We start from the raw sequence: 12,335 nt of genomic DNA, 5'->3' as shown, positions 1-12,335 counted from the left end.
CGGTCGCTAACATTCTTAATACGGTCCGTGTCGCTGTCGGCAAAGCGGTGGAACTTGTAGTTATCAAACCATTACCGTCGGTCACATGAACGACAGCGTCCTGGTCGAAGCCCTCCGCGCGCGCGATCCGGGCGCGCTCGCGGCCCTCTACGACTCCCGCGCCGAGAACCTCTACCGGTACTGCCTGGCCATGCTGGACGATCCCGACAGCGCCCAGGTGGCCCTGCGGGACACCCTGATCGCGGCGGAGGCGCACGTCCACGCGCTCACCGACCCCGGGCGGCTCACGGTCTGGCTGTACGCGCTCGCCCGGCAGGAGTGCGTACGGCTCCGCCCGGCGGGGGACGCGGGCGCGGGCTCCGGCGAACCGCCGGTCGCCGGGGCCGGCGAGGCCGACCTGCGGGTGATCGCCTGGAACGCGATCCGGAGCCTGCCGCCGGACGACAGGGAGATCCTCGACCTCCTGACCCGGCACGGGCTGTCCCTCTCCGACGCCGTCACGGTGCTCGGAGTGCCGGTCAAGATCGCTGAGGTGATGCTGGAGGCGGCCAGGGAGCGGCTGCGCGACGCGGTGACCGCCGAGGTCCTCGCCCGGAAGGGCCCCTACGACTGCGCGGACCGGGCCCGGATCCTGACCGGGTTCGCCGGGGAGCTCGCTCCCGGGATGCGCGATCGGGTGATCCGGCACATCGCGGGCTGCGACACCTGCGCGCCGCACCGCTCCCGGCAGGTCTCCGAGGGGAAGGTCTTCGACCTGCTGCCGGAGGCGCCCGCGCCGGAGACGCTCCGCGTGCGGGTGCTGAGCTGCTTCGCCGACCCCGAGCTCGTCCCCTACCGCCGCTACGCCGCGCGGAGGGTCGGCCTGCTCGACGCCGCCGGGTTTCCCGTCGAGGGGGTTCGCCGGGACCGTCGCTGGGCTCATGCGCTTGCCGGTGCGGCGGCTGCGGTCGCGGCGGCGGCGGCCATCACAATGATCTTCACCCTCTTCGGCGACCGGTCCGGTCCGGCGGTGGTCGACATCGCCTCCGGCGCCTTCCCCACGACCGGTGAACCGGCGGGCGTCGGCCTGCCGTGGGACCCCGAGACCGGGCACGGCCCGATGACGCTGGAGCTCATCCCGCGCAAGCCGGCCGTCCACCCGCAGGCGGGACCCGCCGAGCCGATCACCGCGGTGCGGACGGAGCCGCTGCCCCAGCGGCAGCGGTCCGGGACGTCCTCGCCGGACGGGCCCGCGGGCCCGTCGAGGCCGGGCTCGCCCTCCCGGCCCGACCCGGCGGGCGGGCCCGCGCCGGCCCCCTCGTCGGTGACCCAGCCGCCGCGCGACCACCAGGGCGGGCGGCCGAGTTCCCGGCCGAGTTCCCGGCCGACTCCCTGCCCGGCCCCGTCCAGGACGGCGCCCACGTCGAAGCCGGTCACCCCCAAGCCCATGCCCACGACGGCCCAGCCGTCCGCCTCGGTCACGCCGACGGGCGGCTCCACGCCCAGCCCGACCGCGTCCACGCCGGCCCCCGATCCGAATCCCGGCTCCTGAGCCCGCCGGGACGCCGGTCCTCGTCCGGGTTCGGCCGCAGGCGGCGGTCCTCGTCCGGGTTCCGCCGCACGTGGCATTCCTCGTCCGGGTAACCGGAGCCTCCGCCGCTGGACAAGACACCCTTTCCACCCGCGTCGACTACCACACGTGTGCGGTGCGTGTGCTTAGAGTCACCGCAGGGAATCTTGAACCCGATCGCCTGTCGCAGGGGGACACGCGGCGGTTCGGGAAGGGGATGCATGCACTCCGGCAGAAGGAGGCGCCGCCGCGGCGCCTCGGTGGTGACGGGTCTCGCCTGTGCTCTGGTCGTGGGGACCTGCGCCCCCGTCGACGCCGTGCCGCTGCGGCCCGGCCCGTCGGCGGACGAGGTCGCGGACGCCAGGGCGGAGGCGCGCGAGCGGAGCGAGCGGTTCGGTACGGCCACCGCCCGGCTCGCCGCGGCCCGGACCGAACTGGAGAGGCTGACCGCCGAGGCGGAGAAGCTGATCGAGGCCTACAACGGGGAGCGGGTCAGGACGGCGCGCGCCGCGGAGCTCCACCGGAGCGCGAGCGAGCGGGCGAGCGCGGCCGGCGCCCAGGTCGCGGCGGTGCGCCAGACGGTGCTCGCGATCACCTCCCAGGGCTACGGCGAGATGGACCCGATGATGGCCATGATGGCCGACTTCGGCAACGGGACGGACCAGGGCTACCTGCAGCGGGCCAGCATCCTCGCCCACATGAAGGGCGGGCAGGCCGAGATGCTGAGGCAGCTGACCGGGGCGCAGGAGGCCTTCACCGTCCTGCGGGAGCAGGCCGCCGCCGCCTACCAGGAGCAGCGGGAGGCCGCCGCGCGGGTGGCCGTGGCGAGGGCGGCGGCCGAGCAGGCGGTGGCCAGGCAGATCGTCGAGACCCGCAGGCTGAGGGCGGAGCAGGCGGTGCTGGAGCGGAGGGCGGACGCGGCGCGCAGCACCGCCGAGCGGCTGGCCCGGGCGCGGCAGGCGGCCCTGGAGCGGGCCAGGCTCGCCCGCCAGGCGAGGATCCGGGCCGCGACGACCGGGCAGGGGGGCGCGCGGGTCTCGGCGGCCTTCAGCGGGCTGGTCCCCCGCTGGGCGTTCGACCACGGCTCCGTCTCGACCCGGGGCGACCGCGCCGCCGACTGGGCGCTCGGCCAGCTCGGCAAGCCGTACGTCTGGGCGGCGGACGGGCCGGCCTCCTTCGACTGCTCGGGGCTGACCATGCGGGCGTGGGAGCGGGCCGGCGTCAGGCTCGACCACTGGACCGGCACCCAGTGGACCTCGGGCCCGCGCATCCCGCTCGACCGGCTCAGCCGGGGCGACCTGCTGTTCTTCGGCAGGATCACGGAGAATCCCGGGGACATCCACCACGTGGGGATGTACATCGGCAGGGGTCTGATGATCCACGCCCCGCAGACCGGGGACGTGGTGCGGATCGCGCCGATCTGGCGCAGCGACCTCGTCGGCGCGACCCGTCCGGTCTGAGCTCAGTGCCCGTCGTGCTCCTGCTCCTCGGCCCGCTTGATCGAGCGGGCGATCTCCTCCTCGGCCTCCGTCCGGCCGACCCAGTTGGCGCCCTCGACGGACTTGCCGGGCTCCAGGTCCTTGTAGACCTCGAAGAAGTGCTGGATCTCCAGGCGGTCGAACTCCGGCACGTGGTGGATGTCGCGGATGTGCTCCATCCGGGGGTCGTTGGCGGGCACGCACAGGACCTTGTCGTCGCCGCCCTTCTCGTCGGTCATGCGGAACATGCCGACCGCGCGGCACTCGATCAGGCAGCCGGGGAAGGTCGGCTCCTGCAGCAGGACCAGGGCGTCGAGGGGGTCGCCGTCCTCGCCCAGGGTGCCCTCGATGAAGCCGTAGTCGGCGGGGTACTGCGTGGAGGTGAAGAGCATCCGGTCGAGCCGCATCCGCCCGGTCTTGTGGTCCACCTCGTACTTGTTCCGCTGTCCCTTGGGAATCTCAACGAGAACGTCGAACTCCACCGCGGTTCCTCCGCTCAAGCCCCCGGGCACCCCCGGCTGGGCGTTAATGTCTCGTAGGCGCTAATTACCCGAATCAGTGAGAGGTCGGCGACATGATGCAGCGCGATCGATGGGTGGCCTTGGTCACTCTCGTCATGCTGCAGCTCTTCGTCGTCGCGGCCGGGGCCCACCTGCTCGCCAGCGACACGCTGACGGACAAGAAGCCCGAACCGGTCGCTTCGCCCGAGCCGCCTCCCATCCCGGTCGTCACCGCGGGTCCGGTGCTGGCCGCGGGCGGGAACGGACCTCTCCCTCCCAAGGGTACTTTGGCCCGGCGGCTCACCGAGGCGCTGGGGGACCCCGCCCTGGGCGACCGGGTGGGCGCCGCGGTCGTCGACGCGGAGACCGGCGCCCCGCTGTTCGGCAGCGACGAGGACACCGGCATCACCCCCGCCTCCACCACCAAGATCGTCACCGCCGTCGCCGCCCTGGCCTCCCTGGGGCCGGACGCCCGGCTGAGCACCCGGGTGGTGCGCGGCTCCTCGCCGAGCTCGATCATCCTGGTCGGGGGCGGGGACCCGACCCTGGCGGGGGGGAAGGCCGACCCCGGCGTCTACCCGGCCCAGGCCTCGATGGCCGCCCTCGCCCTCCGGACGGCGAAGGCCCTCAAGGCGGCGAAGATCACCAGGGTGACCGTGGCCTACGACGACACCCTCTACACGGGGCCGCGCACCGCCGCCAGCTGGAAGCCGGGCTACGTGCCCGAGGGCAGCGTCGCCCCGGTGGCGGCGCTCATGGTCGACTCCGGCAAGGTCGCCCCGGGCGACCGGCGGCGGGTCTCCGATCCGCCGGCGGCCGCGCACCGCGCGTTCGTCTCGCTGCTGGCCAAGAACGGCGTCAAGGTCGCGAACAGGACGGCCAGGCGGGCCGAGGCCGCCGCGGACGCCGAGGAGATCGCCAGGGTGGAGTCGGCGCCCGTCTACGCGCTGGTCGAACGGGCGCTGACGCTCAGCGACAACGACCTGTCGGAGGCTCTGGCCAGGCACGTGGCCGTCAAGGAGGGCGAGCCCGCCTCCTTCGACGGCGGCGCGGCGGCCGTCCGCGCGGTGCTGACCCGGCTGCGGGCCGCGGACGGCGTCCAGGTCTTCGACGGCAGCGGCCTCTCGCCGAAGAACCGGATCACTCCCGCGGCCCTGGCCCGCCTGGTGGCGGTGGCGGCCTCTCCCGCCAACCCCGGCCTGCACCCGGTGATCAGCGGCATGCCGGTCGCCGGGTTCACCGGCACGCTGGGGCACAGGTTCGGCGAGAGCGACTCCGCCTACGGCCTGGTCCGCGCGAAGACGGGCACCCTCGACGGGGTCAGCACGCTCGCCGGGACGACCACCACCGGGGACGGGCGGCTGGTCGCGTTCGCGTTCATGGCCGACGACGTCCCGCCCGGGTGGGGGAAGGCCGAGGCCGCCCTCGACCGGCTGGCGGCCGCGGTGGCGGGCTGACGGCGAATCCGCGCGGGGGTGAATCCGCGCGGGGGTGAATCCGCGCGGCACGGGGACAGAGCACGTACGGTGGACGGTATGCAGGTGATCGACTGGGACCTGGCCGTAGCGACCGGAACGCGCCTGGTGCGCCCCGGGCCGCAGGTGAGCAAGGAGGAGGCCAGACAGGCGGTCGCCGAACTGCGGCGGCTCTCCCGCGAGGCGGAGGGGCACGTCCGCGAGTTCACGCAGATGGCCGCCGACACCTCGCCGCAGCCCGCCACCATCGTCGACCGGTCCGGCTGGATCAGGGCCAACGTCGAGGGCTTCCGCGTGGTGCTCGAACCGCTGACCGAGCGCATGGCCGCCCGCAAGGACCAGGCGCCGGCGATCGTGTCCGCGGTGGGCTCCCGCATCACCGGGGTCGAGGTCGGCGCGGTGCTGGCCTTCCTCGCCTCCCGCGTGCTGGGGCAGTACGAGCTGTTCCTCCCGCCGGACCCCTCGGGAGAGGCGCCCGTCGGGCGGCTCACCCTGGTCGCGCCCAACATCGTCCACGCCGAGCGCGAGCTCGGCGTGCACCCGCGGGACTTCCGCCTCTGGGTCTGCCTGCACGAGGAGACCCACCGGGTCCAGTTCACCGGCGTGCCCTGGCTGCGCGAGTACGTCCGCGCCCAGATGACCGAGTTCCTGCTCGCCTCCGACCTCGACCTGCCCACCCTCCTCGACCGGCTCCGCTCCGCCGCCGACGCGGTCGCCGACGTCGTCCGGGGCGGTGAGGGGAGCCTGATCGACGCGATCCAGACCCCCGAGCAGAAGGAGATCCTCGACCGGCTCACCGCGGTGATGACGCTGGTCGAGGGGCACGGCGACTACGTCATGGACGCCGTCGGCCCCGCCGTGGTCCCCTCGGTGGCCGACATCCGCGCGAAGTTCCAGCACCGCCGCGAGGGCGGCTCCCGCCTCGACCGCACGGTCCGCAAGCTGCTCGGCCTCGACCTCAAGATGAAGCAGTACGCCGAGGGCTCCGCCTTCGTGCACACCGTCGTCGCCCGCGCCGGCATGGACGGCTTCAACAAGGTCTGGACCTCGCCGGAGACCCTCCCCACCCTGGACGAGATCGCCCGGCCCGAGCAGTGGATCGCCCGCGTCATCGGCTCCCCGGCCCTCCCGGAGGCCGACGGCTCCGCTCCCGAGGCCGAGTGAAGGCGCCGTAGTTGCCTTCCGAGTCACGGCACCCGCGAGGGGGCGCCGGTGCACTGGACTGAGGAGCGAAGGAGCGAAGCGGATGAGCGACGAGGGAAGGCGCCGGTTACCAGCCCCCGAGCCGCCGTGCGGAGCACGGCCATAGGTGGGCCCTCACCCCGCCGTCGCGGACGTCCGCCGCGCCGTACGGCTCTCGCTGGCCGATCTGGCGCCCGGAGACCTCGTGCTGGCCGCGTGCAGCGGCGGCGCGGACTCCCTGGCGCTGGCCGCCGCCCTGGCGTTCACCGCGCCGAGGGCGGGACTCAGGGCCGGGCTGCTCACGGTGGACCACGGGCTCCAGGAGGGCTCGGCGCGGCAGGCCGCCGAGGTGGTACGGCTCCCGCTCGGCCTGGACCCGGCCGAGGTGCTGACGGTCGAGGTGGGCACCGCGGGAGGGCCGGAGAACGCCGCGCGGCAGGCCCGGTACGCCGCGTTGTCGCGGGCGGCGGACAGGCTCGGCGCGGCGGCCGTGCTCCTCGGGCACACCAGGGACGACCAGGCCGAGACCGTGCTGCTCCGGCTGGCCAGGGGGAGCGGGACGCGCTCGCTCGCGGGGATGCCCGCACGGACCGGCGTCTACCGGAGGCCGCTGCTGGAGCTCGGCCGCGCCACGACCGTGGCGGCCTGCGCGGCGCTCGGGCTGACGCCGTGGGAGGACCCGCACAACCGGGACGGCCGCTACACGCGCGTCCGGGTCCGCGAGCGGCTGCTCCCGGCGCTGGAGGACGAGCTGGGGCCCGGGGTGGCCGGGGCGCTCGCCCGCACCGCGAGCCTGTGCCGGGACGACGCCGACGCGCTGGACGCCTGGGCCGAGGCGGCCTACGCGCGGGCGGTCGCCTCCGGTGCGGCGGCCCGCGCGGGAGGGGCCGCCGCCGGTGGGGGCACCGCGCGGGAGGACCTTCCCGGACCCGGCGGAGAGGCGGCCCCGGATTCAGCTTTAAGCGATATCCCGCAGGTGGTGCTGGCCGTACCGGAGCTGGAGGGCCTTCCCCCGGCGGTCCGGCGGCGCGTGCTGCGGCGTGCGGCCATCGCGGCGGGAGCGCCGCCGGGGACGCTCTCGGCCGGGCACGTCCTCCAGGTGGACCGCCTGGTCACCGAGTGGCGGGGGCAGAGGCGGGTGGATGTGCCGGGAGGGGTTGGAGCGGTCCGCCGGTATGGCACCCTGATATTCGCCGTGGCGCGCCGGCGCCGCGACCGCTCCGACGACGTGTGAGGAATCCCAGGTGGACGCAGCCGACATGGGCAAGGACCTCGAGAAGGTCCTCATCCCGGAGGAAGAGCTCCAGGCGAAGATCAAGGAGCTGGCGGGCCGGATCGACGCGGACTACGCGGGCAGGGAGCTGCTGATCGTCGGTGTGCTCAAGGGCGCGGTCATGGCCATGGCCGACCTGGCCAGGGCGCTGAGCCTGCCGGTCCAGATGGACTGGATGGCCGTGTCGTCCTACGGCGCGGGCACCAAGTCCTCGGGCGTGGTCCGCGTCCTGAAGGACCTGGACACCGACATCGCCGGCCGTCACGTGCTGGTCGTCGAGGACATCATCGACTCCGGCCTCACCCTCTCCTGGCTGATGCAGAACCTGAAGTCGCGCAACCCCGCCTCCGTCGAGATCTGCACGGTGCTGCGCAAGCCCGAGGCGGTCAAGGTGCCGATCGACGTGAAGTACGTCGGGTTCGACATCCCGAACGAGTTCGTGATCGGCTACGGCCTCGACTACGCGGAGCGGTACCGCAATCTTCCGTTTATCGGGACGCTCGCCCCGCACGTGTACGGAGCCGGCTGAAAAAATACGCTCTGCGCGAAGCGGAGCCCCTTCGTTTAACCCGGAAAACGACATTTGGTCATAGCGCCGGGGAACACGCACGCCCCTGACGTACGTTGGTTAAGGCAGAGCCGGTGTCGCCCGGGCGGTTACCCTGCGCGGCGCACCGGTGTACCTTCGGACGCCAAGAGGTGGCTTCGCGCCGTCTCTGGGTAGTCAGTTGGAGCGGTTAGGGATACCGCGCCCCGGGCGTCGCCCGGGGTTGCCAGGCCTTGGTCAGGAAGGGACGGGCCCGCCGGGGTTCCGCATCGGATGGATCTCAAGCGATTTACACGTGGGCCACTGCTGTGGATCCTGGGCATCGTCGTGCTGCTCACTCTCGTCACCACGTTGTGGGGCGGCGACGGCAACTTCGAGAAGACCGACACCTCCAAGATCGTCGGCTGGATCGAGGAGGGCAAGGTCTCCAACGCGAAGGTCACCGACAAGGAACAGCGCATCGAGGTCACGCTGGCCGACGGCAAGCGCTACTACTCCTCGTGGGTGACCGGGCAGGGCGTCCAGCTCACCGACAAGCTGGAGGCGGCCAAGGACGCCGGCAAGCTGCCCAAGGGCTACACGGTCGACGTGCCGAAGGAGAACTTCCTCCTCGGCCTGCTGGTGAGCTTCCTGCCGATCGTCTTCATCGTGCTGCTCTTCCTGTTCATCATGAACCAGATGCAGGGCGGCGGCTCCAAGGTGATGAGCTTCGGCAAGTCGAAGGCCAAGCTGATCAGCAAGGACACTCCCAAGACCACCTTCGCCGACGTCGCGGGCGCCGACGAGGCCATCGAGGAGCTCCAGGAGATCAAGGAGTTCCTGCAGGCCCCGGCCAAGTTCCAGGCGATCGGCGCGAAGATCCCCAAGGGCGTGCTGCTGTACGGCCCGCCCGGCACCGGCAAGACCCTGCTCGCCCGGGCCGTCGCCGGTGAGGCCGGCGTGCCGTTCTACTCGATCTCCGGTTCCGACTTCGTCGAGATGTTCGTCGGCGTCGGCGCCTCGCGCGTCCGCGACCTGTTCGAGCAGGCCAAGGCGAACGCCCCGGCGATCATCTTCATCGACGAGATCGACGCGGTGGGCCGCCACCGCGGCGCGGGTCTCGGCGGCGGTCACGACGAGCGCGAGCAGACGCTGAACCAGCTCCTCGTCGAGATGGACGGCTTCGACGTCAAGGGCGGCGTGATCCTCATCGCCGCGACCAACCGCCCCGACATCCTCGACCCGGCGCTGCTGCGCCCGGGCCGCTTCGACCGCCAGGTCACCGTCGACCGCCCCGACCTGGAGGGCCGCAAGGGCATCCTGAAGGTGCACGGCCGCGGCAAGCCGTTCGCCGAGGGCGTCGACCTCGACATCATCGCCCGCCGGACGCCCGGGTTCACCGGCGCCGACCTGGCCAACGTGATCAACGAGGCCGCGCTGCTCACCGCGCGCGCCGACCAGAAGCTGATCACGATGGAGCTCCTGGAGGAGTCCATCGACCGCGTCATGGCCGGTCCCGAGCGCAAGACCCGCGTCATGTCGGACCAGGAGAAGAAGATCATCGCGTACCACGAGGGCGGTCACGCCCTGGTCGCGCACGCGCTGCCCAAGTCCGACCCGGTCCACAAGATCACGATTCTGTCCCGCGGCCGCGCCCTCGGCTACACGATGACGCTGCCGATGGAGGACAAGTTCCTCGCGACCCGCTCGGAGATGATGGACCAGCTCGCCATGCTGCTGGGTGGCAGGACCGCGGAGGAGCTCGTCTTCCACGAGCCCACCACGGGCGCCTCCAACGACATCGAGAAGGCCACCTCCATCGCCCGCCGCATGGTCACCGAGTACGGCATGAGCGAGCAGCTCGGCGCCCGCAAGTTCGGCAGCGGCCAGGCCGAGGTCTTCCTCGGCCGCGAGATGGGCCACGAGCGCGACTACTCCGAGAAGATCGCCTCCACGATCGACGAGGAGGTGCGCCGTCTCATCGAGACCGCGCACGACCAGGCCTGGGAGATCCTCGTCGAGTACCGCGACGTGCTCGACAACCTGGTGCTGGAGCTGATGGAGAAGGAGACCCTCTCCCGCGAGCAGGTCCTGCAGATCTTCGCGCCGGTCGTGGTCAAGGAGCACCGCCCGTCCTACTCCGGGTACGGCAAGCGGCTGCCCTCCAACCGTCCGCCGATCCTGACCCCGAAGGAGCAGGCAGGCAACGGCGCGCTCCCGGCCGGCAGCCACACGGCGGACCACCCGAAGGCCGTGGACGGGAACTGACGTGGACCGAGAGCCACTTCAGGACGACGAGATCGGGCGTGAGCCGCTCCAGGTGGACCACGCCCGCATCGAGAAGGCCGTTCGGGAGATCCTGATCGCGATCGGGGAGGACCCCGACCGCGACGGGCTCCAGGACACCCCGGGCCGTGTCGCCCGCGCCTACGCCGAGCAGTTCGCCGGGCTGGGGCAGGTCCCGGAGGACGTGCTGACCAAGGTCTTCGACGTCGACCACGACGAGATGATCCTGGTGCGCGACATCGAGGTCTACTCGACCTGCGAGCACCACCTGGTCCCGTTCCACGGCCTCGCCCACGTCGGCTACATCCCGAACACGAAGGGCCAGGTCACGGGCCTGTCCAAGCTCGCGCGCCTGGTCGACGTGTACGCCCGGCGGCCCCAGGTCCAGGAGCGGATGACCTCGCAGATCGCCGACGCGCTCATGCGCGTGCTGGAGCCGCGCGGGGTCATCGTGGTGATCGAGTGCGAGCACCTGTGCATGACCATGCGCGGGGTCCGCAAGCCCGGCGCCAAGACCACCACCTCGGCCGTCCGCGGGAGCTTCCGCGACAGCGACAGGACCCGGGCCGAGGCGATGGCCCTCATCCTCCGCTGACCGTGCGCGGGTGCCGATTCGTTATCGGCGGGCCGGGCCCGCGCGCCGGTCGGCCCGGCGCGAGCGCCTAGGCTTGACCGTATGACGACGTCTCATGGGTCACCGGGAGAAGGTCCGGACCCTCGCCGGCGGCTCCCGTCACCGGCGCGGCCGCCCGGTGCGGACCGCTGCCTGGTGATGGGCGTGGTCAACGTGACCCCCGACTCGTTCTCCGACGGCGGCCGCTGGTTCGATCCGGCGGACGCCGTACGGCACGGCCTGGAGCTGGTCGAGCAGGGCGCCGACATCGTGGACGTCGGCGGCGAGTCCACCAGGCCCGGGGCGGCGCGGGTGCCGCTGGAGGAGGAGCTGGCCAGGGTCGAGCCGGTCATCCGGGAGCTGAGCCGCCGGGGCGTCGCGGTCAGCGTGGACACCATGCGGGCCGAGGTCGCGCGGGTCGCGGTGGACGCCGGGGCGGGGCTGGTCAACGACGTCAGCGGAGGCCTGGCCGACCCCGACATGCCGCGGGTGGTGGCCGCCTCCGGCGTGCCGTACGTGGTGATGCACTGGCGGGGCCACAGCCACACGATGGACAGCCGCGCGGTCTACGGCGACGTCGTCGCCGAGGTGCGCGAGGAGCTGGCCAAGCGGGTCGCCTCCGTGCTGGCCGAGGGTGTCGCGGAGAGCCAGATCGTGCTCGACCCGGGCCTGGGCTTCTCCAAGAACCCCGAGCACAACTGGGCCCTGATCGCGCGGATGGACGAGCTCGCGCAGCTCGGGTACCCGCTGCTCGTCGGCGCCTCCAGGAAACGCTTCCTCGGCCGCCTGCTGGCGGGCCAGGACGGCACCCCCCGCCCGTTCAGCGGCAGCGACGACGCCACGCTCGCGGTGACCGCCCTGGTCGCGCAGGCCGGGGCGTGGTGCGTGCGGGTGCACGACGTACGCCCGAACGCGGACGCCGTCCGCGTGGCCGCCGCAGTCCGGGGAGCGAGATCATGAGCGTTGACACCGCGGCCGTCGAGACGGTCAACCAGGAGTTCTACACCGCCATCGAGAACGCCGACCTGGACCGGATGACCGAGATCTGGGCCGAGGAGACCGGTGACGCGCAGGTGAGCTGCGTGCACCCCGGATGGCCGATCCTGAGCGGCCGGGCCGAGGTGCTGCGCTCCTGGGCGCTCATCATGGCCAACACGCCCTACATCCAGTTCGTGCTGACCGACGTGCGTGTCATGATCCTCGGCGACGTCGCCGTCCTGACCTGCGAGGAGAACATCCTCACCGCGGGCGACGAGGGCGACTCCAGCTTCGCCGCGGGCAAGGTCGTGGCGAGCAACACGTTCGTCAGGACACCGGAGGGCTGGCGGCTCTGGCTGCACCACGGCTCCCCGGTGCTGCAGGGCGACGACGAGGGCGAAGAGGAAGAGGAGGGGGCGCTGTGACCGGGCGGGGCGAGGGCGCCACCGGCCGCGGGGCCGGCGAAGGAGGAACC

The 12,335-nt window shown here is 72.6% G+C and carries 11 protein-coding genes; 10 read left to right on the top strand and 1 reads right to left on the bottom strand.

Annotated elements, in window-relative coordinates:
• The first annotated feature begins 85 nt into the window (after positions 1-85).
• Complete coding sequence (locus FHS22_RS14835) at positions 86-1,531, top strand: hypothetical protein (protein WP_184942045.1); 1,446 nt, start codon at positions 86-88, stop codon at positions 1,529-1,531.
• A 239-nt stretch (positions 1,532-1,770) separates the two neighbouring features.
• A complete protein-coding gene (locus FHS22_RS38025; RefSeq protein ID WP_184942044.1) occupies positions 1,771-3,009 on the top strand; it encodes a C40 family peptidase in 1,239 nt (412 codons plus the stop codon).
• A gap of 2 nt (positions 3,010-3,011) precedes the next feature.
• On the opposite strand, the gene FHS22_RS14825 is transcribed toward FHS22_RS38025, so the two are convergent.
• Positions 3,012-3,509 carry an inorganic diphosphatase gene (locus tag FHS22_RS14825; protein WP_184942042.1) on the bottom strand — a complete coding sequence of 166 codons (498 nt, stop codon included), beginning with the start codon at positions 3,507-3,509 and terminating at the stop codon, positions 3,012-3,014.
• Positions 3,510-3,622: 113 nt separating this feature from the next.
• Here FHS22_RS14825 and dacB point away from each other — a divergent pair, with 113 nt between their 5' ends.
• The 8 genes from dacB to FHS22_RS14785 all read left to right on the top strand — a co-directional run bounded on the left by dacB (position 3,623) and on the right by FHS22_RS14785 (position 12,285).
• Positions 3,623-4,984: a D-alanyl-D-alanine carboxypeptidase/D-alanyl-D-alanine endopeptidase gene (dacB, locus tag FHS22_RS14820; RefSeq protein ID WP_338047755.1), complete on the top strand. Its 1,362-nt coding sequence runs from the start codon at positions 3,623-3,625 to the stop codon at positions 4,982-4,984.
• Between the two features lie 78 nt (positions 4,985-5,062).
• A complete protein-coding gene (locus FHS22_RS14815; RefSeq protein ID WP_184942040.1) occupies positions 5,063-6,166 on the top strand; it encodes a zinc-dependent metalloprotease in 1,104 nt (367 codons plus the stop codon).
• 145 nt (positions 6,167-6,311) lie between these two features.
• On the top strand, positions 6,312-7,418 hold the full coding sequence (tilS, locus tag FHS22_RS14810) for a tRNA lysidine(34) synthetase TilS (protein ID WP_184942039.1): 1,107 nt from the start codon (positions 6,312-6,314) through the stop codon (positions 7,416-7,418).
• Positions 7,419-7,428: 10 nt separating this feature from the next.
• Positions 7,429-7,986: a hypoxanthine phosphoribosyltransferase gene (gene hpt / locus FHS22_RS14805; protein WP_184942037.1), complete on the top strand. Its 558-nt coding sequence runs from the start codon at positions 7,429-7,431 to the stop codon at positions 7,984-7,986.
• Between the two features lie 291 nt (positions 7,987-8,277).
• Entirely contained in the window at positions 8,278-10,251 is a 1,974-nt protein-coding gene (gene ftsH, locus FHS22_RS14800) for an ATP-dependent zinc metalloprotease FtsH (protein ID WP_184942035.1), read from the top strand.
• 1 nt (position 10,252) lies between these two features.
• Positions 10,253-10,864 (top strand): GTP cyclohydrolase I FolE, encoded by a 612-nt coding sequence (gene folE, locus FHS22_RS14795; protein ID WP_377296372.1) that lies wholly within the window; start codon positions 10,253-10,255, stop codon positions 10,862-10,864.
• A 177-nt stretch (positions 10,865-11,041) separates the two neighbouring features.
• Positions 11,042-11,842 carry a dihydropteroate synthase gene (gene folP / locus FHS22_RS14790; protein WP_184942124.1) on the top strand — a complete coding sequence of 267 codons (801 nt, stop codon included), beginning with the start codon at positions 11,042-11,044 and terminating at the stop codon, positions 11,840-11,842.
• Positions 11,839-12,285, top strand: coding sequence for a nuclear transport factor 2 family protein (locus FHS22_RS14785; protein ID WP_184942033.1), 447 nt, complete (start codon positions 11,839-11,841; stop codon positions 12,283-12,285). The genes folP and FHS22_RS14785 overlap by 4 nt, the downstream gene beginning before the upstream one ends.
• The last annotated feature ends 50 nt before the right edge of the window (positions 12,286-12,335 follow it).

The organism is Thiemannella venezuelensis, assembly GCF_014203605.1.
Classification (GTDB): domain Bacteria; phylum Actinomycetota; class Actinomycetes; order Streptosporangiales; family Streptosporangiaceae; genus Planomonospora_A; species Planomonospora_A venezuelensis.
Note: the sequence above shows the minus strand (reverse complement) of the source record. Positions and strands in the feature narration are given on the sequence as shown.